27 protein-coding genes are annotated in these 21,482 nt (G+C 69.0%); 14 read left to right on the forward strand and 13 right to left on the reverse strand.

Translation table 11 applies throughout. The features are described 5' to 3' along the window. Positions 1–5: 5 nt before the first annotated feature. Both R8F63_10240 and R8F63_10245 read right to left on the reverse strand, forming a co-directional pair. On the reverse strand, positions 6–437 hold the full coding sequence (locus R8F63_10240) for an ATP-binding protein (GenBank protein MDW3218979.1): 432 nt from the start codon (positions 435–437) through the stop codon (positions 6–8). A 3-nt stretch (positions 438–440) separates the two neighbouring features. After that, the gene (locus R8F63_10245; protein MDW3218980.1) at positions 441–749 is read right to left on the reverse strand and encodes an STAS domain-containing protein; all 309 of its coding nucleotides are present in this window, start codon (positions 747–749) and stop codon (positions 441–443) included. A 136-nt stretch (positions 750–885) separates the two neighbouring features. Between R8F63_10245 and R8F63_10250 the strand changes: the two genes are divergently transcribed. The 5 genes from R8F63_10250 to R8F63_10270 all read left to right on the forward strand — a co-directional run bounded on the left by R8F63_10250 (position 886) and on the right by R8F63_10270 (position 4,401). Beyond that, a complete protein-coding gene (locus tag R8F63_10250; GenBank protein MDW3218981.1) occupies positions 886–1,332 on the forward strand; it encodes a hemerythrin domain-containing protein in 447 nt (148 codons plus the stop codon). Beyond that, a complete protein-coding gene (locus R8F63_10255; GenBank protein ID MDW3218982.1) occupies positions 1,329–2,102 on the forward strand; it encodes a DUF1206 domain-containing protein in 774 nt (257 codons plus the stop codon). Before R8F63_10250 ends, R8F63_10255 begins: the two co-directional genes overlap by 4 nt. Positions 2,103–2,318: 216 nt before the next feature. Further along, the gene (locus tag R8F63_10260) at positions 2,319–2,504 is read left to right on the forward strand and encodes a CsbD family protein (GenBank protein MDW3218983.1); all 186 of its coding nucleotides are present in this window, start codon (positions 2,319–2,321) and stop codon (positions 2,502–2,504) included. Positions 2,505–2,596: 92 nt separating this feature from the next. Continuing rightward, positions 2,597–2,740: a GPGG-motif small membrane protein gene (locus R8F63_10265; GenBank protein MDW3218984.1), complete on the forward strand. Its 144-nt coding sequence runs from the start codon at positions 2,597–2,599 to the stop codon at positions 2,738–2,740. Positions 2,741–2,748: 8 nt separating this feature from the next. Continuing rightward, the gene (locus tag R8F63_10270; GenBank protein ID MDW3218985.1) at positions 2,749–4,401 is read left to right on the forward strand and encodes an acetolactate synthase large subunit; all 1,653 of its coding nucleotides are present in this window, start codon (positions 2,749–2,751) and stop codon (positions 4,399–4,401) included. A 10-nt stretch (positions 4,402–4,411) separates the two neighbouring features. Here the strand turns inward: R8F63_10270 and R8F63_10275 are convergent, their stop codons facing one another. After that, on the reverse strand, positions 4,412–5,200 hold the full coding sequence (locus tag R8F63_10275; protein MDW3218986.1) for a PP2C family protein-serine/threonine phosphatase: 789 nt from the start codon (positions 5,198–5,200) through the stop codon (positions 4,412–4,414). 24 nt (positions 5,201–5,224) lie between these two features. Beyond that, positions 5,225–6,751 carry an SDR family oxidoreductase gene (locus R8F63_10280; GenBank protein ID MDW3218987.1) on the reverse strand — a complete coding sequence of 509 codons (1,527 nt, stop codon included), beginning with the start codon at positions 6,749–6,751 and terminating at the stop codon, positions 5,225–5,227. 76 nt (positions 6,752–6,827) lie between these two features. Between R8F63_10280 and R8F63_10285 the strand changes: the two genes are divergently transcribed. After that, positions 6,828–7,265, forward strand: a complete 438-nt coding sequence (locus R8F63_10285) for an SRPBCC family protein (GenBank protein MDW3218988.1) — start codon at positions 6,828–6,830, stop codon at positions 7,263–7,265. Further along, on the forward strand, positions 7,262–8,221 hold the full coding sequence (locus R8F63_10290; protein ID MDW3218989.1) for an SDR family NAD(P)-dependent oxidoreductase: 960 nt from the start codon (positions 7,262–7,264) through the stop codon (positions 8,219–8,221). Before R8F63_10285 ends, R8F63_10290 begins: the two co-directional genes overlap by 4 nt. A gap of 31 nt (positions 8,222–8,252) precedes the next feature. Here R8F63_10290 and R8F63_10295 read toward each other — a convergent pair whose 3' ends face one another. The 4 genes from R8F63_10295 to R8F63_10310 form a co-directional block, all read right to left on the reverse strand. Further along, positions 8,253–9,074, reverse strand: a complete 822-nt coding sequence (locus R8F63_10295) for an aminoglycoside 3'-phosphotransferase (protein ID MDW3218990.1) — start codon at positions 9,072–9,074, stop codon at positions 8,253–8,255. Positions 9,075–9,085: 11 nt separating this feature from the next. Then, positions 9,086–9,859 carry a maleylpyruvate isomerase family mycothiol-dependent enzyme gene (locus R8F63_10300; GenBank protein ID MDW3218991.1) on the reverse strand — a complete coding sequence of 258 codons (774 nt, stop codon included), beginning with the start codon at positions 9,857–9,859 and terminating at the stop codon, positions 9,086–9,088. 9 nt (positions 9,860–9,868) lie between these two features. Further along, positions 9,869–10,792: a DMT family transporter gene (locus R8F63_10305; GenBank protein MDW3218992.1), complete on the reverse strand. Its 924-nt coding sequence runs from the start codon at positions 10,790–10,792 to the stop codon at positions 9,869–9,871. Between the two features lie 110 nt (positions 10,793–10,902). Then, on the reverse strand, positions 10,903–11,088 hold the full coding sequence (locus tag R8F63_10310; GenBank protein MDW3218993.1) for a Flp family type IVb pilin: 186 nt from the start codon (positions 11,086–11,088) through the stop codon (positions 10,903–10,905). 268 nt (positions 11,089–11,356) lie between these two features. Between R8F63_10310 and R8F63_10315 the strand changes: the two genes are divergently transcribed. Together R8F63_10315 and R8F63_10320 are read left to right on the forward strand one after the other, a co-directional pair. Then, the gene (locus R8F63_10315; protein ID MDW3218994.1) at positions 11,357–12,286 is read left to right on the forward strand and encodes a fumarylacetoacetate hydrolase family protein; all 930 of its coding nucleotides are present in this window, start codon (positions 11,357–11,359) and stop codon (positions 12,284–12,286) included. A gap of 17 nt (positions 12,287–12,303) precedes the next feature. Continuing rightward, positions 12,304–13,254 (forward strand): MBL fold metallo-hydrolase, encoded by a 951-nt coding sequence (locus tag R8F63_10320; GenBank protein ID MDW3218995.1) that lies wholly within the window; start codon positions 12,304–12,306, stop codon positions 13,252–13,254. 27 nt (positions 13,255–13,281) lie between these two features. Here R8F63_10320 and R8F63_10325 read toward each other — a convergent pair whose 3' ends face one another. Further along, positions 13,282–13,668, reverse strand: coding sequence for a hypothetical protein (locus R8F63_10325; GenBank protein ID MDW3218996.1), 387 nt, complete (start codon positions 13,666–13,668; stop codon positions 13,282–13,284). Positions 13,669–13,712: 44 nt separating this feature from the next. Between R8F63_10325 and R8F63_10330 the strand changes: the two genes are divergently transcribed. Both R8F63_10330 and R8F63_10335 read left to right on the forward strand, forming a co-directional pair. After that, positions 13,713–13,964, forward strand: coding sequence for a type II toxin-antitoxin system ParD family antitoxin (locus R8F63_10330; protein ID MDW3218997.1), 252 nt, complete (start codon positions 13,713–13,715; stop codon positions 13,962–13,964). Further along, entirely contained in the window at positions 13,961–14,281 is a 321-nt protein-coding gene (locus R8F63_10335) for a type II toxin-antitoxin system RelE/ParE family toxin (GenBank protein MDW3218998.1), read from the forward strand. The genes R8F63_10330 and R8F63_10335 overlap by 4 nt, the downstream gene beginning before the upstream one ends. Before the next feature lie 31 nt (positions 14,282–14,312). Here R8F63_10335 and R8F63_10340 read toward each other — a convergent pair whose 3' ends face one another. The 4 genes from R8F63_10340 to R8F63_10355 form a co-directional block, all read right to left on the reverse strand. Next, on the reverse strand, positions 14,313–15,998 hold the full coding sequence (locus R8F63_10340) for an ABC transporter ATP-binding protein (GenBank protein MDW3218999.1): 1,686 nt from the start codon (positions 15,996–15,998) through the stop codon (positions 14,313–14,315). Then, positions 15,995–17,761: an ABC transporter ATP-binding protein gene (locus tag R8F63_10345; protein ID MDW3219000.1), complete on the reverse strand. Its 1,767-nt coding sequence runs from the start codon at positions 17,759–17,761 to the stop codon at positions 15,995–15,997. Before R8F63_10345 ends, R8F63_10340 begins: the two co-directional genes overlap by 4 nt. A 143-nt stretch (positions 17,762–17,904) precedes the next feature. Next, entirely contained in the window at positions 17,905–19,275 is a 1,371-nt protein-coding gene (locus tag R8F63_10350; GenBank protein MDW3219001.1) for a PQQ-binding-like beta-propeller repeat protein, read from the reverse strand. A gap of 193 nt (positions 19,276–19,468) precedes the next feature. Continuing rightward, positions 19,469–19,924: a hypothetical protein gene (locus tag R8F63_10355; protein MDW3219002.1), complete on the reverse strand. Its 456-nt coding sequence runs from the start codon at positions 19,922–19,924 to the stop codon at positions 19,469–19,471. Between the two features lie 612 nt (positions 19,925–20,536). Here R8F63_10355 and R8F63_10360 point away from each other — a divergent pair. From R8F63_10360 to R8F63_10370, 3 genes are all read left to right on the forward strand, one after another. Continuing rightward, complete coding sequence (locus tag R8F63_10360) at positions 20,537–20,707, forward strand: hypothetical protein (protein ID MDW3219003.1); 171 nt, start codon at positions 20,537–20,539, stop codon at positions 20,705–20,707. Positions 20,708–20,842: 135 nt separating this feature from the next. After that, positions 20,843–21,082: a hypothetical protein gene (locus tag R8F63_10365; GenBank protein ID MDW3219004.1), complete on the forward strand. Its 240-nt coding sequence runs from the start codon at positions 20,843–20,845 to the stop codon at positions 21,080–21,082. 95 nt (positions 21,083–21,177) lie between these two features. Continuing rightward, positions 21,178–21,408, forward strand: coding sequence for a helix-turn-helix domain-containing protein (locus R8F63_10370; protein ID MDW3219005.1), 231 nt, complete (start codon positions 21,178–21,180; stop codon positions 21,406–21,408). The last annotated feature ends 74 nt before the right edge of the window (positions 21,409–21,482 follow it).

The following is a 21,482-nucleotide window of genomic DNA, read 5'->3' on the forward strand; positions in this document are numbered from 1 at the left end:
TCGGTTCAGTCGCCGCTGGTCACCGAGAGCAGAACGGTCACCGTGGCGCGGCCGTCCTCGTCGGTGACGGAGACATCATCGACCAGCGCCTGCACGATCGCCAGACCCCTCCCTCGCGGCGCGAGCACGGACTCCGGGCCCCACTGCGCGGGGTCGGGAATGAGGACCGCGTCGGCGAGGCTGCTCACCGCCAGCTGCAGTCGCTGACCGGCCCACGACGCGGCGACGTGATACGGCTCCGGCGCCGACGCCTCGATCGCGTTGGACACCAACTCGCTCACCACGAGCTGGGCGACTTCGATGTCGGCCTCGACACACCCGTGCGCGGCCATCCACTCGCCGACACCTTGACGGGCACCGTTGATGGTGGCCGTCGACCCCTCGTAGGTCACGGCAAAGCGATCGCCGGGAGCGTCGTGGGGGCCACCTGCCGTCATGGGTCAGCGCAGATGCAGATGGTCGCGAATACCCGCGATCTCGAACAACCGGGCGACCGCAGAGGTCGGTGAGCTCATCACGAGGCGCTTGCCCGCGTCCGCGAGGGTCTCGTGCCAGGTGACCAACGCGCGGAGCCCGGAGGAGTCCACGAAGTCCACGCCGGAGAGATCGACGTGGACGTCATCGGCCGCGCCGAGCGCTTGCGCCTTCTCGTCGAGCACCGGCGCAGTGTGCGCGTCGATCACGCCCTCGAGGGCGATGGTCCGCGGCTCGGTGGCCGCGAACGAGAGACGGGACGGTTCAGGGTTCATGAGCCACCGATCCTACCTGCGAAGGCCGGAGCGCGGGAGCGCTGATGTTGTTCGACATCACCGGTGTCGTACCCGGGCCCGGCGCGATCCAAACCAACACGTTTGGGCTCGTGCCGGCCGTGGAATGACCTGCCCCATGACGAACATCTTCGAATCCCTCCGAGCCGACCACGACATCCAGCGCGATCTGATCGACGAGCTGGTGGCGACGACCGGGGATTCCCCGGACCGACACGAGCTCTTCGAACGTCTGACCCGGGAGCTCACGGCGCATGCCGATCAGGAGGAACGCCACTTCTACGTGCCGCTCATCCGCGCCGACCTGACCCAGGAGAAGGCGCGCCACAGCGTCGCCGAGCACCACGAGCTCGACGAGCTCGTGGAGAAGCTCGAGACCTACGAATGGGCGTCCTCGCAGTGGCTGACCACCGCGGAGCAGCTCCGTCACCAGCTCGTGCATCATCTCGACGAGGAAGAGCAAGAAGTGTTCCAGCTCGCCGGCAAGGTCCTCACCGACGACGAGAAGGTCGATCTCGGTGAGCAGTACCGCAACGCCATGACGGCCGCACGCGCCAACGCATGACCGCCCTGCGGGTCGGCTGGCTCGCGAAGGGCGCCCTGTTCGTCCTGGTCGGCCTGCTCGCCGTCGGGCTGGCCCAGAAGGACTACGGCGGCACGGACGCCGATCAACGCGGCGCGTTGTCCTCGCTGGCCGAACGACCGGCCGGCACCTTGCTCGTGACCGCCGTCTCCGTCGGGCTGCTCGCCTATGCGGCGTGGCAGCTCCGATCCGTCCTCGGTCCGCGCGACGGCCTTCTCGATCAGGCGAAGCGGATCGGCACCTTCGGCCTCGCCCTCAGCTACGGAGCCCTCGCGATCGACGGACTCCAGCTCGCCTGGGTGTCGCCCGAACGCGGGCCCGAAGGCGAGCGGGTTTCCTCCCCTGAAGGCATCGCCGACCGGGTGCTGTCCCTCCCGGGTGGCGTGGTCGTGGTGAGCGCGATCGGGATCGGAGTGTTCGCCGTCGGCGGCTACCACCTCCGGAGAGCGCTGCGGGGCGGCTTTCTGGACGACATCGACACGGCGGACCTCGACCGGCGGGCACAACAGGTCCTCCGAGCGCTCGGCACGACCGGGTTCATCGGGCGCGCCGCCGTTCTCGCCATGGCCGGGTGGCTGCTCATCGACGCCGCACTGCGCCACTCCCCGGATCGGGCAGCCGGCATGGACCAGTCGCTGCGGACGCTCCTGGAAGCGCCTGCGGGCCCCACGCTGCTGACCGCCATCGGTCTCGCGATCGCCTGCGCCGGACTGTACGACGCCGTCACCTTTCGTCGTCAGCGTGTCGACTGACGTCTCGCCGACAAAGGACGTTTGAACCACCGGAGCCCCGGGTAAGCCCGATCCGTCACCGACAGCGATCGAAAGGAGCGTCCCATGGTCATCGGAGGAGGAGTTCTCGGAACGATTCTCATCATTCTTCTCATCGTGTGGCTCGCCCGCCGAGTCTGACGAGAACGAATACCCCAAGCCCCCAAACCCAACCCCCAACCCGGAGGAAGAAACAACATGAGTGGAGAAAAGGACAAGATCACCGGTCGCGTCAAGCAGGCCGCAGGCGACCTCACCGATGACGAGGAGCTCCAGGAAGAAGGTGAGCTCGACGAGCTCGCCGGCAAGGTCAAGGACGCCGTCGACGACGTGGGCGACAAGGTCCGCGGCGGCATCGACAAGCTCCGCAAGAAGTTCGACTGATCCCCCGGTCCCCGATGCCCGGCTCGACGTCACCGTCGGGTCGGGCATCGGTGTATCCGCACCACCTCCCAACAACGAAGGAGCAATCCCCCATGGCCTTTCTTCTGTGGCTTCTCGCCGTCGTCCTCGTGGTCGCCGGCATCGTGAATCTCGTCCGCCGCCAGGTGCTCTACGGCCTCGTCCTGATCATCGTCGGCTTCCTCGTCGGTCCCGGCGGCGTCTCGCTCTTCACCTGACGATGACGATGGACGACGCGAGCGGCGCGGATCTCCTCGCCGCTCGGCTCGTCGCCCACGGCATCACGACCGTCTTCGGTCTTCCCGGCGAGGAGAACATCGACGTCGTCGACGCGTTCCACGACGCCGGCATCGATCTGATCGTCACCCGCCACGAGCAACACGCGGCGTTCATGGCCTCGACCCACGGGCGGCTGACCGGCCGCCCAGGGGTCTGTCTCGCCACGCTCGGGCCGGGCGCGATCAACCTCTTCACCGGGCTGGCCCAGGCCGAGCTCGGCGGCACCCCCGTGGTCGCGCTGACCGGCCAGAAGGCCCGACGTGACAACGACGAGGGGTCGTTCCAGGTCGTCGACGTGCCCGCCGCGGTCCGACCGATCATCCGGTGGGCCACCTCGATCGACGACCCTCGTGACATCGAGTCCTCGGTCGACGAGGCGTTCCGACGGTCGATGAGCGGCCGACCCGGCGCCACGCTGATCGAGCTCCCCGAAGACGTCGCCCGCGAGACCGCCTCCGCACGCGCGCCCGCCCTGACGGACGAGTCGATCGGACAGGTCGAAGATGCGGCGATCGCAGCCGCTGCGGACCGCATCGACGAGGCCGGCCGGGTGGTCGTGCTCGCCGGCGACGGGGCGAACCGACCGGGACCCTCGGCAGCGCTCATCCGGTTCGCCGAACGAACCGGGATCGGCGTGCTCGCGACCCAGCTCGGCAAGGGCGCGATCCCGGAACTGCACCGCAACTCCTGTCGGTCCCTCGGGATCCATCGACCGGACTACTCGCACCTCGCCATCGAGCCCGCCGACACGGTCATCGCCGTGGGCTACCAGCCCGTCGAACACCCGCCGCTCGCCTGGAATCCCGACGAGGACAAGACCGTGATCCATCTCGCGCCATGGTCGGCGGCGTCGGAGCGTGGCTACCATCCGGCCCGGGCGCTCGTCGGTGATCTCGCCGACACGCTCGACCGGTTGGCCGACGCCGTCACCCCCCGCGATCCCGACGAGTTGACCGCGACCCAACAGACCATCGAACGACTTCTCGCCGAGGAGGACGAAGGACCGGCGTTCCCGCCCTCCCCGCTCGCCATCGTGCGGGCGATGCGACGCGTCCTCGGCCCCGACGACGTCGTCGCGCTCGACAACGGCGCGTACAAGATCTGGTTCGCGCGGCACTACCCGACCGAACGGCCCCAGACCCTCCTGCTCGACAACACGCTCGCGACGATGGGGGCCGGGCTCGCGACGGCGACGGAAGCGGCCCGGCTCGATCCGTCCCGTCGCGTCGTTGCGGTCTGCGGCGACGGCGGCTTCCTGATGAACGTGCAGGATCTCCAGACCGCCTGCGAGCTCGGCCTCGACCTGACCGTCGTCATCGTGCGAGATGACGCCTACGGCTTCATCGGCTGGCACCAGGAGGAGGCCGGCCTCGAGCGTCGTGGCGTCGAGCTCACCAACCCCGACTATGTCGCCCTTGGCGCCGCCTTCGGGGCCACGGCGTACCGGGTCGGGGAAGCCGACGATCTCGACGACGTCCTCGCCCGCGCGATCGCCGAGCCCGGCGTCGCCATCGTCGACTGTCCGATGGACTACGCCATCAACGAACTGCTCGGCACGGACCTCTACGGCCGCGCCCGAGGGGAGATCGGCTGGTCGTGACGGTCCGCGGTCAGCCGATCCGTACGGACGGCGGCTCCTGGGGCGTCAGCAGGTACGACGGTCCCCGCTGGTGCAACGGCCGCATCACCATCACGGCGATGTCGTCCTCGGCGGTCTCGCTGGCGTCGTCGGTCAGCCGCGCCGCGATGTCGATGCACGGCGCGTCGATCATCGAGGCGACGACCTCCCCGACCGCGTCGATCGCGTCGTCGACGGAACCACCCCGCCGTTCGACGAGCCCGTCCGTGTAGAGCACCAGCAGGTCGTCGACGCCGTACTCGAAGGTGCCGACCGTCGGCTCGCCGCGCCCCATCGTGAGCGGTGGTCGCCGCCCGACCTCGACCGACCTGACCTCGCCCTGGGCGGTGACGTGGACGGTGGGCGGATGGCCGGCCGACGCGATGCGGGCGACGTTCGATCCGTCGAGCATCACCACCGCCATGGTTGCCATCTCGGCGCCCGGCAGGTCGGCGGCGAAGCCGTCGAGATCCCGAACGAGCGATGCCGGGTCCTCGCACCGTCGGGCCAGGGCGTTCGCCGCCGCCCGCAGTTGGCCCATCACGCTGATCTGCTCGAGTCCGTGGCCCACGACATCGCCGACGATCGCCACGATCCTGCCGTCGTCGCGATCGACGAGGTCGTACCAGTCGCCGCCCAGCTCGAGTTCGTGGTTGTGGGACCGGTACTCCACCGCGATCTCGGTGCAGCCGATCGGCGGGAGGCCGGCCGGGAGCAACAGGCGCTGGAGTCGGGTGAGCTGATCGCGCGCCGACTCGACGGGGCGCGCGGGGGACGACATCCAGCGGACGCTAGCCCGCCACCCTCATGTCGTCACAGCCTCCGCGTCGGTCCCGGCGATCGTCTCCGCCTCGGCAGCACGCAGGATCGCCCCGATCATCTTGGGGAAGATGACGTGGTGGAACGGCACGACCGAGTACCAGTAGAGACGCCCCAGCAGGCCCCGCGGCACGTAGCGGGCCCGCTGGACGACCTCGGTTGCGTGCTGGCCGCTCGCGTCCGTGGTGGGCGAGATCGTCCACTCGAGCCACGCATAGCCCGGCAGCTTCATCTCGGCCCGGAGCCGCAGGAACCGGTCGGGCTCCAGATCCACGACCCGCCAGAAGTCGACGGCGTCACCGACGGCCAGTTCGTAGGGATGACGCCGGCCGCGGCGAAGGCCGATCCCGCCGGCGAGCTGGTCCAGCGCGCCGCGCACCCACCAGAGCCACGATCCCCACAGCCAGCCGCGTTCGCCGCCGAGGGACGTGACGACCCCGTAGACGGACTGCGGCGACGTCGCGGGCGTGACGACCCGGCGGACGTCCTCGAACACCTTGCCGCCGGCCCAGTCCGGGTCGTCGGCGTCGGGCGTCGCGTCCAGTTCGGCGCGGGAGTTGCCACTCCAACGGGTAGGGATCACGAGGTCGTCGACCATCCGGATCGCTTCGCGAACGGCGCTCTCGAAGCTCTGCACGTCCAGGCCCAGCGCGTCGGCGGCCGACTCGCCCGTCACGACGACGTCGTTGACGAGGCTGTCGACCAGCTGGCGGGCGAGGGTCGCCGGCAGCGGCGTCACCAGGGCGACCCAGTGGGCCGACAAGCCGGGTGACAGGGTCGGCAGGCCGATGATGCGCCGGCGGGGAAGGCCCGCGGCCTCGGCGTAGATGTCCATCATCTCGCGGTAGGTGACCACGTCGGGGCCACCCAGCTCGAGCACGTCGTGGCCCGCGACGGTGCGATGACGGGCTGCGCAGAGCGCCTCGAGCACGTCGTTGATGCCGGTGGGCTGGCACTTCGTCGAGTTGACCCAGGACGGCGTGGTCATGATCGGGAGCAACTCCGTCAGCCAACGCAACATCTCGAACGATGCGCTCCCCGAGCCGATGATGACGGCGGCGCGAAGCTCGGTGACGGCGATCGGCCCGGCCGCGAGAACGGCACCGACCTCCTGACGGCTCCGCAGATGCGGGGAGAGATCGTCGTCCTCGGCGCCCAGCCCGCCGAGATAGACGATGCGTTCGACGCCGGCGCGCTCGCATCCGGTGCGGAACGCCTCGGCGAGGTCACGATCGCGTTGCTCGAAGTCGTCGCCGTCGAGCGAGTGGATCAGGTAGTACGCGACCGAGCAGCCGCGTGCTGCTTCCGCCACCGCATCCGGGTCGTCGGCCGAACCCTCGACGGTCGTGACCGCCGGGGTGAACGGCCGGTCGAGCGACGCCGGGTTGCGCACCAGGCAGACCACCTCGTCACCGTCGTCGAGCAGGCGGGGAACAAGCCGCCCGCCGACATAGCCGGTGGCGCCGGTGACGAGCACGCGGCGCGAGGAGATGGGGTCTGCGGATTCGGGCACGGGGGAACCATGCCCCGCGACGCGAGAATTCAAACGCGAGGTTTGCCGATTGCCGGTCGGGGGTAGACCAGACCTCATGGCCCACTACTCGACCACCGTCACCACCCTCTGGAGTCCGGAGGAGGCGTTCGCCTACATGGCTGACCTCCGCAACTTCGAGGAGTGGGATCCCGGCGTCAGCTCCGCCGAGCTGGTCGCCGGCGAGGCCCCGGGCATGCACGCGGAGTACGACGTCAAGGTCGCCGCCACCACACTGCGCTACAAGACCCTGGAGTTCGAACCGTCAACCCGTGTGGTCATCGAGGCGACGTCGTCGTTGCTCCGCAGCTACGACGTCATCGAGGTCACGCCGGCCGACGAGGGTGGCGGCGCGATCGTGCACTACGACGCCACGCTCGAGCTGAACGGCATCCTCCGGCTCGCCGATCCGCTGCTGCGGCTCGCGTTCGACCGCATCGGTGACCGGGCCGCCGACGGCATGCGCCGCGTGCTCGCATCGAAGGCCCGCGCATGAGCCCGTCCGCCCGGGTCTCCTCGATCCTCGACTCGACGCTCGAGGGCACCGTCGTGGGCAGCTTCACCAAGCTCGGCATCCGCGCCCGCGACCGACTCTTCGACTGGGATCACGACCTGCCCCGGATGGACGGCCAGACGGTCGTCGTCACCGGCGGCACCAGCGGCATCGGCGAGGCGACCGCGGCCCGGCTGCTCGACCTCGGCGCCGACGTGCACCTCACGTCCCGGGATGAGGATCGTGCGCAGGAGGCCGCCGACGCGTTGAACCGGGGTGGGTCCGACGCCCGACGCGGCACCGCCACGGGGCACGCGCTCGACACCGCCGACCGGGCCTCGATCGCCTCGTTCGTGGCCGAGATGAGCCGCCTCGCTTCGGGGCTGGACGTCCTCATCCACAACGCCGGAGCGCTCACCTCCGAGTACCGCACCGACGATTGCGGCAACGAGCTCACGCTCTCGAGTCACCTCATCGGTCCGTACCTGCTCACCCGCGACCTGCGTCCCGCGCTCAACCCCGGCGCCCGGGTCCTGTGGATGTCGTCCGGCGGCATGTACACACAGGGCCTCGACGTCGACTCGATCGAACTGAGCGAGGACGACTACCGCGGCGCGATCGCCTACGCCCGCGCGAAGCGCGGTCAGGTCGAGCTCGTCACCCATCTCGCTCCGGACTGGGCGCCCGACATCGTCATGCATTCGATGCACCCCGGCTGGGTCGACACCCCCGGCGTGGATGCCGGTCTCCCCGGCTTCGGCAAGGTCATGGGCCCGCTCCTGCGCACCGCCGAGGAGGGCGCCGACACGATGGTCTGGCTCGCCGCGACCGGCGGTGACGACGCCGAACCGGGCAGCTTCTTCCTCGACCGACGCCCCCGACGCACCCACTATCTGCCCGGCACCGGCACCACCGACGACGAACGAAGCCGTCTCGTCGAATGGCTCGAGTCCCACTGAGCTGACCAGCGCGCCGGCCGCGGTCCGACCGCTAGCCGAGCTCCCACAGCAGGCGGTAGTACTCGGTCCGCTCCGGGTCGGCATCGATCCCGTAGCCATCGAGGAGTGCCTGCTGCCAACCGGGGCCGAAGTTCCAGTCCGCGCTCCAGGTCGCGACCGCGATGTCGGCCCAACGGTCCGCGACGCCCATCGATCCGAGATCGACGACGCCCGCGGGCCGACCGTCGGCGGTGATCAACGTGTTCGGCGCGCAGGGATCGCCGTGGCAGACGACGAGCGCGTCGATCGGCGGGACCTCCGCGACGCGGCGCAATGCCTCACGCACGGTCACGCCGCGGAAGTCCGGCCGCCAGTCCGGCGCCGACAGCAGCTCGTCCGAAGGCTCTCGGCCCCCCGTCGCGAGCCGGGTCTCGACCGAGCGGGAGAACGGACAGGTCTCGACGGGGAGGGCGTCGTGCACGGCGCGGAGCTGGACACCGATGGCGCGGGCGGCGACCGCCGGCTCCGCCTTCCACCGGGAAGACGCCGCGCTCTCCCCGGCGAGCCCTGCGGTCACGAGCCAGCTCTGGTCGGCGTCGGTGCCGAAGTCCAGCACCTCGGGCACCCGCAGGTACGGGCCGGCCCACATGAGCCGGTCCCGCTCGGCGGCGAGATCGACCCCCGACCCCGTCGCCGCCCACTTGACGAACCGCCGGGTCTCCCCGTCACCGAGTCGGAACGTCAGCCCACCGAGCTGGTTCTCCCACACGGGCATGATCGGCTGACCGTTCGCCAATTCGCGCACGACGTCCGGCACGTCGATGTCGCCCACCGGAGGGCCGGCCATGCGGTCGTCGCGGTTGTCGGTTGACACGGCGAAGGTCGTCAGTCCGGGCGGCGGGCGATCCGCGCCGCGAGGGCGCGGACGGCATCCTCAGGCCCGCCCATCAGGGCCGCCGCCTGGTCCTCGTGATGTGCCAGCGTCAGTAGATCGGCGGCCTGGGCGCGCGAGCCGAGGGTGAGGGGGCCGAGCGTGACGTCGCCGACGTCCGGCACCGATGCGGGGAGCGCGGCGACGGTCGCGACGATGCGGGCGCCGACCTCGAGGAACGGCGAGTCGGCCAGGGAGGACAGCCCGAGGGCACGGCGGATCTGCGAGTGGTGGGTCCACCGCTCGAGGTACTCGCGCACGATCGCGTGCCAGTAGGGCGAGCCCTCACCGGGCGGCGGGGAGAACAGCGGGACCGGCTCGCCCGGCGCCATCGGGTCGATCTCTTCGTAGAAGGCCGCGCTCTCCTCCCCCACGAGCCGCAGCAGTTCGAGCAGCAGGCGGGGGCTGAGAAAGCGAGCCGCCTCCACCCACTGGTCGTTGAACCCGTCGAGCAGCGCGCGGAAGTCGAGCCCCGGGTTGTGCTCGGCGAAGAGGATCAGACCCTGCATGGCGCCGTCACGCTGGCGGCTCAGGAGGCTCAGGTCGTCGCCGAGGATGTGAGTGGCGATCCCCTTGACGGGATAGGCGGGGCATTCGGTCGGCCGGGTCCAGTCCTCGGCGTCGAGGCCGGACAGCAGCTCGAGGAGCTCGCCCCGCTCCGCTCGCATGGCGTGGGTGACGACGACGAGGGTGTCCGGCCCGATCGGGTCGAGGGCGGCGTCAGACATGGCGCGACTCTAGGTCGGCGCCGGAGATCGCCGGAGCTGCGTGAGGAAGACACCGGCCGACACGACGGCGACACCGACCAGGCCGATCCAGCCGGGGCTCTCGTCCAGGAACCACCACGCGAGTACGGCGATCTGGAGGAGCATGGTGTTGTTGATCCCGGCCGACTCGATCGCGGACAGCCGGCGCAGCGACAGGTTCCACAGGGTGAAGGCGAACGCGGTGTTGACGATCGCCAGCCAGGCGATGATCAGCCCGGCGCGCAGCGTGATCGAGGGCAGACCCTCGACGACGAGCCCCGCGAGCACGAGCAGCGCTGCGCCGATCGACATGCTGACGGTGGTCACGATGATCGGCGAGGTCGACTGGGTGCGGTTGACGGTGCGGCCGAGGAGGGAGCCGCCGACGTTCGCGGCGAGGCCGATGATCGCAGCGGTCAGTCCGATCGCGGTCGCACCGAGGTCACCGGCGAAGTAGACGACCGCGCCGGCGACGATCAGGCCGGAGCCGGCGAACTGTCGGGGGGTCGGGCGTTCCCCGAGCGACCGCGCCCCGGCGATCCCCACGAAGAGCGGGGTCAGCGAGAGCACCAGGCTCGTGGTCGCGGCCGGCTGGCTGTCGATCGCGACGAACTGCGCTCCCTGGGTCAGCGCGTAGAACACGACGCCGAGCACCACGAGTTCGACCCGCGCCCGCCGGTCCAGCCGTCGGATCTCCTGGCGACGACTCCGCTTCGCCGAGACCGCGACGATCAGGGCAATGGCGGCGAGGCCGTAGCGCAGGCCCGCGAAGGTCAGCGGGGCGAGGTCCTCGTCGTCGAGACCCAGCCGGATGAGCACCCACGACGAGCTCCACAGGATGGTGACCAGAAGCGCCGAGGCGATCGCCAGGAGGTGCGCTCGCCGATCATGCGGTGGAGGGTGGATGCCGGCCATCGATCGGTGTCCGCACCGTACACGAACCGGTCAGGACCGGCGCCAGCCGTAGACGCGACACGGCGGCCCACCCGGTGTCGGGTGGACCGCCGTGCGCAGGATTCTCGGGATCAGCCGATGCCGCTCTCGACCTCGGAGAACTTGCCCGAGGCGCTCGAGCCCAACGCGGTCACTGCGGCGATGCAGACGACGGCGATGAGCGCGACGAGGAGCGCGTACTCCACGAGCGAGGCGCCTCGATCATCATCGATTCGCGAGGTGACCCAGGCTGTGAAGAACTGGTATGCGGTGGTCATGGTGGGTGGACTCCCCTGTTGTGGGCCGCTGCGAGGGTGCACCGGCCGTAGCTAGAGCCATCGGCAGACTCCGACCACGGCCTTACCGATTGTCAGCAGTGGAGCCGAATGGCCTAGGACGGCCCCGAGCGGGCGACGAAGACTCGAGGAATGGCACGAACCGGGCGGTTCCGGCTGATAGGGCTATGGCGAGTCGCGCGGCGATCGAGACGCCGTTGCGTGAGGACCTCGATCCCCGCACGTCCGGGAGGGCAACACGATGAGATGGGTGACCTACCGGGATGGGAATGGCGACGAGCACGTCGGGCTCGTGGTGGGCGGGTCGATCCACGGTGTGCAGGTGGAGGGTGGCCTGATCTCGCTCCTCGGCGACGACGGCACGGCGATGGCGGAGGCAGAAGCCCGCGCCCGCAACGAGCCCACCGAGACGATTCCCTTCGCCGGGGCGGACCTCGCCGCACCGCTGCGGCCGGTCCAGGTGCGGGACTTCCTCACCTTTCTGGACCATCTGCGGAACTCCCTGAGTGCCGCGGAACTGACCATGGCTCCCGAGTTCGACGAGATCCCCGCCTTCTACTTCTCCAACACCTCGTCGGTCTTGGGCCCCCATGACGAGGTCCTCATCTCACCCGGCTGCGAGCAGTTCGACTTCGAGCTCGAGGTGGCGGCGATCATCGGGCGCCCCGGCTCCGACATCGCGCCCGAGGACGCCCATCACCACATCGCCGGCTACACGATCTTCTGCGACTGGAGCGCCCGCGACGTCGCGACCAAGGAGTTGCGACTCGGTCTCGGCCCCGCGAAGGGAAAGGACGGCGGGAACACCTTCGGCCCGATGCTCGTCACGGCGGACGAGTTGGAACCGTTCCGTTCCGGCAACTCCTTCCACCTCGAGATGCGGGCGTTCGTCAACGGCGAGCTGACCGGTTCCGGCTGGATGGATCAGATGGACTGGTCGTGGGCGGACCTCGTGGCGTATGCGTCCCGGGGAACGAATCTTCGGGCCGGCGAGGCACTGGGGTCCGGCACCGTCCCCACCGGATGTCTGTTCGAGCTGATGGCGACCGGGGGACCCGAATCGTTCCGGGGGTGGCTGCAACCCGGTGATGTCGTCCGCCTGGAGATCGACCAGCTCGGCGCGATCGAGCAGACCGTCGGCGCGGCTCGACCGTTCCACCCACTCCGCACCGGGTTCTAGGCCGAAGGAAGGAAGCCATGGAGAACAACTACACGCGGGGCCTCCACGAACTGGGCGACGGTCTGTTCACGTGGCTGCTCCCCAACGGCAGCTGGGGGTGGAGCAATGCGGGCCTGGTCGCCGGCGACGAGCGCTCACTTCTCGTCGACACGCTGTTCGACCTGAAGCTCACCCAGGAGATGCTCGACGGTTTGAAGGCGGTGACGTCCACGCGGCCGATCTCCACCCTCGTCAACACGCATGCCAACGGGGACCACTGCTGGGGCAACGAGCTCGTCACCGGCGCCGAGATCATCGCGACCGATGCCTGCGCCGCGGAGTTCGACGAGATGCCGCCGTCGATGACCCAACAGTTGCTGTCCACTGCGTGGGGAGATCCCGTCGTCGAGGAGTACATGGCGGTGTTCGCCGCCTTCCGTTTCGACGACATCACGCTGACGCCGCCCAGCCGCACCTTCAGCTCGGAGCTGACGATCACGCTCGACGACCGGCAGATCCACCTCCTCGAGGTCGGTCCGGCGCACACCCAGGGCGACCTCATCGTCCACGTCCCCGATGCGTCGACCGTGTTCACCGGCGACATCGTGTTCGTCAACGGAACGCCGCTGTGGTGGGCGGGCCCGCTCGACGGCTACATCCGGGCGTGCGACGTGATCCTCGCGCTCGGCGCGGACACCGTCGTGCCGGGCCATGGCCCGGTCACGGACAACGACGGCGTCAGGCGGGTGAAGGCCTACCTCGAGTTCGTCCGGGCGGAAGGCACCCTGCGCCACGCCGCGGGGATGTCCGCTGTCGACGCCGCCCGCGACATCGACCTGGGCGAGTTCGGCGAGTGCACCGATGCCGAACGGATCGTCACCAACCTGCATTCGCTCTACGGCGAACTCGACCCGGACTATGTCAGCCCCTCGCTCGAGGACAGCATGCGGGAGATGGCCCATCTCGCGAAACACTTCGCATCGGCCTGACGCTGCTCGAGACGGGAGCCGGCCGGGTCAGATCGCCGTGTTGTGTCGGGGTTGATAGAGCAGCATCTCGACGCCGCCGGGCAACACCATCGTGACGACGATGCCCCAGCCCTCGTCGACCGGCTCGCCGTTGAACTCCACGCCTTTGGACTCGAGTTCGGCGATGGTGGCGTCCAGGTCGTCGCACATGAACGAGATCTCGTGCGAGGGCGAGTCGCCGGGGTGGACCCCCAGTTCCGCCGGCGGGAGTTTGAAGATCAACCAGCCGGCGTCCTGACCGTCATCGACATGGCCGAGCCCCAACACGTCGACGAGCATCGTGCGCAGCGCTTCGGCTTCGGGCGTGTAGAGCAGCGTGTGAACTCCGGTGATGCCCATCGGTGGTGTGTCTCCTCGTTGGTCGGCGTGCCGCATGCTTAGCATTGACAACAGTTGATAGTCGGCCGCACACTGCCAGGGTGAGCAAGAACACGATGAGCTTCGCCATTCCCGAGCCGATGCGGGCCTACGTGTCCGAGCGGGTGCGGTCCGGTGAGTACGGCAACACCAGCGAGTATCTGCGCGACCTCATCCGCAAGGATCAGCAGGAACAGGCGGCCCGGCGCCTCCGTCGACTCATCGCCGACGGGCTCGACTCCGGTGACGCGCGGCCGGTCACCGACGCGGTCGTGTCCGAGCTTCGCCGCTCCGCCCTCGGTACCGATCGGTGACCCCGGTCCGGCTGCGTCCGCTGGCCGAGACCGACCTGATCGAGAGAACCCGCTACGACCGATCCGAGGCCGGCGACGACATCGGCGAGCGCTTCTTCGAGAGTGCGGTCGCAACCCTCCAGACCATCTCGGCGATGCCGGGAGCAGGCTCGCGGCGCCTCGGTGAATGGTCCGACATCCCGGGTCTGCGGTCGTTCCGGATCGAAGGATTCCCCTGTGGGTGGCTCTATCTCGAGCGCGACGACTATGTCGACGTCGTCCGCCTGCTCTCCTACGCCCAGGATCTGCCCGCGCACTTCGCCGACGAAGAAGACTGAATCGACTCACTCGACAGCCCATCCGCCCGGCTCAGACGATGCGGCCGGCCCGCAGCGTGATCACCTCGTCGGCGAGATCGAACGCCAATTGGCGGTGCGACACGGCGATGATCGTGCTCTGGGCCCGGGCTCGCAGACCGGACCAGAGCCGGAGTTCGGTGGCGACGTCGAGCGCGCTCGACACGTCGTCCACCAGCAGCAGTTCGGGCGCGGCGATGAGGCTGCGGGCGGTCGCGACCCGCTGGGCCTGCCCACCGGAGAGCCGCAGACCCCGCGCCCCGACGCGGGTGGCGACGCCCTCGGGCATCTCGGCCAGGTCGGAGGTGAGCGTGGTGACGTCGAGGACATCGTCGATCGGCAGGTGATCGCGACCGAGCCGCACGTTGGCCGCGATCGACTCGCTGAACAGCCGTGGGACCTGGGGCAGGTACGCGGACTGGGGCGGCACCATCCACGAGGCGACGTCGTCGATCTCCACGCCGTTCCAGGCGATCGATCCGGCATCGGCCCGTTCCAACCCGGCGAGGGTGCGCAGCAGGGTCGACTTGCCCGCGCCGACTTCGCCGGTGATGACGACGAAGCCGCCCCTCGGCACCGAGAGGTCGATCGAGCGGATGCCGCCACCGGTGTCGGGATGGACGAAGGTGAGGTCGCGCACATCGAGCCGGCGAAGCGGAACGCGGTCGGGATCGGGGTCGCGGACCCGCATGGTGTCGCGCGGCTCGATCGTCACCTCGCTGTGCTCGACGAGATCCTCGATCCGGCCGGGCGGCACCATCTCGCCCATGCGTTCGTAGGCGACGATGGCCTGCTCGCGGGCGGTGATGAGCCGGGCCGCGAAGCGCGGGACCCGGCCGAGCTGCACCGAGTAGGCGACGAACAGCGCCAGGTCACCCACGCTGAGGCTGCCGTCGCGCATCGAGGGGACGAGCACGAGCAGGGTGAGCCCGATGCTGACGTCGGAGGTGGACGACGACATGCCGTCGATGGCCTGTTGCAGGACGGTGTCGCGCACCGCGGTGCGGCGGCGATGCGACGTGTGTTGTTCGAGCCGGGCAACCGCCGCGCCCTCCCGCCCCGCGAGGCGGAACGCGAGCATGCCCGCGAACATCTCGCCGAGATACGAGTTGACGGTCGCCGCGGCGCGACGATCGGCGTCTCGGGCCGCGTAGAGCCTCGGCGTGAGCTTGCGGGTGATGACGGTGACGACCACGAGCGGAACCAGCGCCACCAGCGCGGCGCCGACGTCGATCGTGGCCATGATGATGAGCGCCCCGATGCCGTAGACCAGCGTGCCCGAGCCGTCGAGCCAGGAGTCGGCCCAGATGACGGTGTCTCGCGTGTCGTCGTGGAAGCGGGTGATCGCCTCCGACGGGCTCATCGGCAGACGAGCCGCCTTCGGACCACCGCTCACGGTCTGGGCGTGGAGCATGTTGGTGCGGACCATCGTGCTCACCGCCACCCACCAGCGGATCACCAGCCAGATCGCGAGCGCGAAGACGATCCACGACGCCGCCTCGGCGATGCCGAGGCCGACGAGGAGACCGTTGATGGACCCGGACTGCTCGAGCTCGTCGAACACGAGCTTGAGCAGCCAGCCGGTGACCAGCGGGCTGAGGAAGAACGCGGCCCAGGTGACCCAGGTGAACGCCCAGAGGCGGGGTCGGAACACGCCGGTGCGCCAGGCGAACACGTCGGGGCGGACTCGATCGCTCATGACGCCCCCGGTTCGAGCAGCGCGGCGTCGACCTCGACCCCCACACCCACGTCGAGCAACGCGGAATAGCGGGAGTCGGGATCGGCGCGGAGGTCCTGCCGACTGCCGTGCTCCACCACTCGCCCGGCGTCGAGGATGACGATCTCGTCGAGCCGCTCGACCGTGGACAACCGATGGGCGATCACGACGGCCGTCCGACCCTGGATCAGGCGATCGATTGCCCGGGTCACCCGTTCCTCGGTTGCCGGGTCGACGCGAGACGACGCCTCGTCGAGCAGCACCAGGTCCGGCTCGCGCAGGAAGAGACGCGTGAGCGCGATCAGCTGGCCCTCCCCCGCGGACAGGCCGGCGCCGGCCGGACCGAGCACGGTGTCGAGTCCGTCGGGCATCGCCTCGACCCAGTCGAGCAGGCCGAGCTCGCGCAGCGCCGCACGAACCTGATCGTCGGACACGGTGTCGTCGAAGAGCACGAGGTTGTCGCGGATCGAGGCAGCGAACAGATGCACGTCCTGGCTCACCACGCCGGTGCGGGCGCGCAGGTCGGCGAGCGGCACGGTCGAGATGTCGACGCCACCCATGCGGACCACGCCCGCGGTGGGTTCGACGAGGCGAAGCAGGCTCCGGGCCAGCGTGGTCTTGCCGCTGCCGGTGCGGCCCAGCACGCCGAGCGTCGAGCCGGCCGCGAGGTCGATCGCGACGTCCTGCAGCACCGGGGTGGCATCGTCCTCGTCGGCGTAAGTGAACGACACGTCGTCGAACGTGAGCGAGAGCGGACCCGCGGGGAGTCGGTCCTCGCCCTGGTCGGCGATCGCCGAGCGCTCGGCCATGAGGTCGAGGGTGCGGACCATGCCGCCGGCGGCCCGCTGCACCCGTTCGGTCTCGTCGGCCAACTGCCCCAGCGGTTCGCGCAGGATCTGCGTGAACTGGAAGACGACATAGGCGGTGCCGATCGTGATCGATCCGTTGCGCAACAGCGCGGCGTCGATCGCCAGGATCGCGATGCCGCCGAGGACGAACGCCGCGTTGGACGCCACCCAGAAGATCACGCCCTGCTTCTCGCGCTGGAGCATCGCCCGCAGCAGACGGGCGCTGGCGACCTGGAAGGTGGCGACGGCGTGGCTCCCTCCTCCGTTGCCCCGCAGGTCGTCGGCGCCGGTCAGCCGCTCCTCGACCTCACCGAGCAGCCGCCCCATCGCCGCCTGCTCGCTGGCGGCCTCGTCGACCGACTGATTCCGCAGTGCGAACATCGTGCCGACGGCGATGGCGAGGTACACGGCGAAGCCGAGGCCGATACGCCAGTCCTGCGCGGTGACGATCACCACGATGCCGACCAGCGTGACGCCGGCCGCGACCGCCTTCACCGCGAACTGGGCGATGAACTCGCTGAGCGCCGTCACGTCGCCGTCGACCCGGCTCACCAACTCGCCGGGACTGGTGCGACGGTGGAATCCGAGATCGAGTGACAGCACGTGTCTCGCCAGATCGGATCGCAGCTCGTTGGTGACCAGCCATGCCAGGTCGGCCGCCGTCCACGCCATGGCCACGGCAACGACCTGGCGCCCGACACCGATGCCGACATAGATCGCGGCGATCACCAGCAACGCCGACGCCGCCGCCCCGTCGGCCGCGTCGTCGATGAAGCGTCCGATCAGGATCGGCCCGGCCAGCGGAAGCGCGCCGGCGACAGCCAACACCGCAGCCATGGCCGCCACCCGCGCCCGATGCGGGGCGAGCAGCGCCCCGAACGCGCGCCAAGGCGACATCGACAACCCCACGCCGAAACCGTACCGGCGCCCACCGACGGGCTCGGGTGATTATCCGCCGACGAGGGTCGAGCCCGGGGCTCCGGCCCCGATCCGTACGACAGCTGAGCCGACCGAAGGCGACGTCGACGTCGCTCGCGAGGTCAGTCCGGCAGCCGGAAGGCGGCCACGCCCCCGGCGGGATTCGGCGGACTCCCGAAGAACCAGAATCCGTAGGGCGCGTACAGCGTGCCGTCGGAAATGCTCACGCCGCCACCGAGGTCGGCGCCGAGATCCTCCGACCACAGCTCCGTGCCGTCGGCGGCCGAGAGGGCGTAGACGGTGCCCGGCGTGGTGGGGAGGTACACGACACCGTTGGCGTGGCTCACCGCGCCGAAGGAGGCGGCCGGCAGGGTCCGCTGCCAGAGAATCGACCCGTCGTCGGCATCGAGTGCGAACACCTCCGACGTGTTGGCGGCGCTGGTGTAGTCGAAGGCGTCGGCCATCACGTTGGACGCCGCGAAGATCGTCCCGTCGGCGTAGGCCGAGGTGAGCATCACACCGCCGAGATGGCTGCCCTCGGTCAGTTGACGGGCCCACACCGTGGCGCCGGTGTCGCGATCGAGCACCGCGTACACCCCGGCCTTGTCGCCGACCCCGACCACGTCCTGTCCCCCGATCGTGAAGAGGTTGGGGGCGGCCCCGATGTCGGCATCGGGGCCCTGGGGCGGCGTGCCGAAGATCGTGTAGACGTCGCCCTCGGTGAACTGCCGTATCCACTCGAGCTCGCCCGTGGTGTAGTCGACCGCAAGGAGGGCGTCGCTCATCGGCGCGGCCGGTTCCTCATAGGTGTTGCCGGTGCCGATGTAGAGCAAGCCACGGGACAGATCGATCGCCGGTGTCGACCACACCGACACCCCGGCGCCCGCCGTCTCGTCATCGGGCGTCGTGTAGAGCCGCCACTGCTCCACGCCGGTCGTCTTGTCCATCGCGACGACGCTGCCGCGGAACGTGTAGTCCTCCTTGACGAGGGCGAGTTCGTAGGAGGCGACGCCCACGATCACGAGGTCGTCGACCACCACCGGCGAACCGAAGAGCCGTGTCTGGGGGTGGTTGTCGAGTTGCAGGCTCCACTCGACCGCTCCGGTGAGCCGGTCGAGCGCGTGGAACTCGCCCTGGCCGTCGCCCACGTAGATCATGTCGCCGCTGATCGCGGGCGTGGCATCGACCATCACCCCGGCGCCCGAACCCGAGGTCAGCTGGGTCTCCCAGCGGAGGCTGCCGTCCGCCCGGTCGACGCCACGGAGATACCCGTCCCACGAGCCGAAGTAGACCCAATCGCCGATGGTCGCCGGCGTGCTCGTCACCCCGTCGACACCGCTGTGGTTCCAACTCTCGGTGAGTTGCGGGACGTTTGCGGCGGAAATCGTCGACTCGAACGGGTTCGCGCGGGTGTTGCGATAGTTGAATCCGAAGGCAGTCCAGCACGCCGACGCCGTGAGCGCGACCACCAACGCGACAGCGCCCGTTCTCACTTTGCTCGTCACCAACGACACGCCGCCCAGTGTGGAAGCGGTGACCGCAGGGCGCAAGATGGCGCCCTCCCCGAGCGTGACCGTCTGGTCGCTCTGGTGTGCAACTGAGACCGAGGCAGGGAGGGATGCGGCGGACCCAGACGCATCTCGCAGGACTCAGGTGTCGAGAAGGAGCAAGGCAGCCCCACTCGATCTATTCGATCGAGTCGGTCTCATCGGTGTCGACAACGACCGTGATGCGGTGCTGCCGCATTTGCTCGATCGCCTGGGTCGATATGGCATCTTCCGGGATGGTCCGTGTCGCTGATGTCGTGGACGAAGAGGCGGTGAGGCAGTGGCTTCGTCCCGTCCTATGTACGCGGACCGTGCAGACTTCGGGAGGGCCGACCGCCTTCCAGCCAAATGGCAGCATCACGGACAGAATCCCGGCGCGAATACTGACGTACGACCAGCGCGAGATTGCGATGTGCGCAACCACCCAGATGCCGATGAGCAACCCGACGGCGCTAACAACCAGCCGTGTCCAGTCCGGCACATCCACGCCAACGATCCGGTTCTCGCTGGCGAAGACCAGTGCGCCCAACGAGACGCACACAAACGGCGCCGCCGCCCAGAAGTAGTCGCGCCCATACGTAACCAGTCGGATCATCCTGCCGCCACCCAGTCCTCGTCAGACACCCAGACCCACCCGCGCGAGGCGCGTCGCTACAGGAGGTCCGCTCCTACGAAGCCCCACGCGATGGCCGCAACCCCGAGTACAACCCAAGATTCAAGACTACGCGGGCGCTTCCACCAGAATCTTCCGCACGCAAGCGTTGTGCCAATGGCAAAGGCGACGAGCCAACCCGTCGTGTACGGGGTGGATGGGGGCCCGCGGCTCACGAGGAACTCAATCATTGGCGCCGTTGTCTCCCCGAGTTCCGCAAATGGTGGACCTTAGGGGAATCGAACCTGACCCCGGCGTTGTGAACGTCAACTCCCGACTCCTCTATTCGGGTGCTTCGAAGGAGAGTCCACACTCGAGCAGGTGAGCGGCGACCAAGAGCGCTGCGAGGCTCATGTCGACCCAGTCGTAGCTACTCAGGGGCGCTGGGCGCGGCCCAACAGGTTCATTGTCCGGGATGGTGTCGCCATACGGAGTAGTGGCCCTCCGTCGGGTGGGTCGTGAAGAAGGTCGAGCTCGCGACTCGTTGACCAGTCGCGGCAGACCCGGGGGCAGACCCGAGCGATAGGCTGGTCTTCTATGAAGCGGATTGCCGCCATGGCCACCAAACGAGCGCTCACCGACCGTGACACCTCGTGGTCCGACTACTGGCGAGACCGCCCGATCGAGGAACGACTCGCCATGGCCAGCGAGCTCAGCATGGAGTGCGGCGATGCAACTCTTGACACCCGACTTCATCGAGTTCATCGAAAGCTGCGCCGCACGTAACGTTCGCTTCCTGATCGTCGGCGCTACGCCGTCGCCGCTCACGGCCACCCTCGCGCCACCAAGGACCTCGACGTCTGGATCCTCGCAGACGCAGAGAAGGCGGATCGACTCATCGGGGCCCTCGACGACTTCGGCATGGGCTCCATCGGCCTCACCCGGGACGATTTCCTCGAGCCGGATGTCGTCATCCAGCTCGGCTACCCACCCGTGAGGATCGACATCCTCACCTCGATCTCCGGCGTGTCGTTCGACGAGTGCTGGGACAAGCGCGTCGTCGTTGACATCGGCTCTGTCGAGGTCGGAGTGATCTCCACCATGGAAAGGACGTTCCTACCACTGAAGGTGACCGTTCACTCGCTCCACGTCGAAATGTAGCAAGGCATCGTCGTCTGGAAACAGCTCAGATCGATGAGATCGTCGAGCTCTACCAAGCGGGGACCACGGTCAAGGCCCTGGCGAGCCAGTTCCAGGTGCATCACCACACCATCTCCAAGCACCTCGAAGCCAGAGCCATCCCTCGAAGAGGAGGGAAGCCCTCATTCACCGAAGCCGATCTTCCCGCCCTGATCGAGCAGTACCAGGCCGGCGACTCCTGCGCCACCATCGCCGACCGCTACGGCGTCAACCACGCCACCGTCATGCGCTGGCTCAAGAAGGCCGGCATCCAGATGCGACCCAGACGAGGAGGAATCAGACGCTGAGCCGTGTCAACCTGTCACCGCTTCCGCGCCGAATTCCTTCGCGAGCTGCGCGAACTGGGTGTCGCTGCTGCGAG

Source organism: Acidimicrobiales bacterium (assembly GCA_033344915.1).
In the GTDB taxonomy this organism is placed as follows: domain Bacteria; phylum Actinomycetota; class Acidimicrobiia; order Acidimicrobiales; family Aldehydirespiratoraceae; genus JAJRXC01.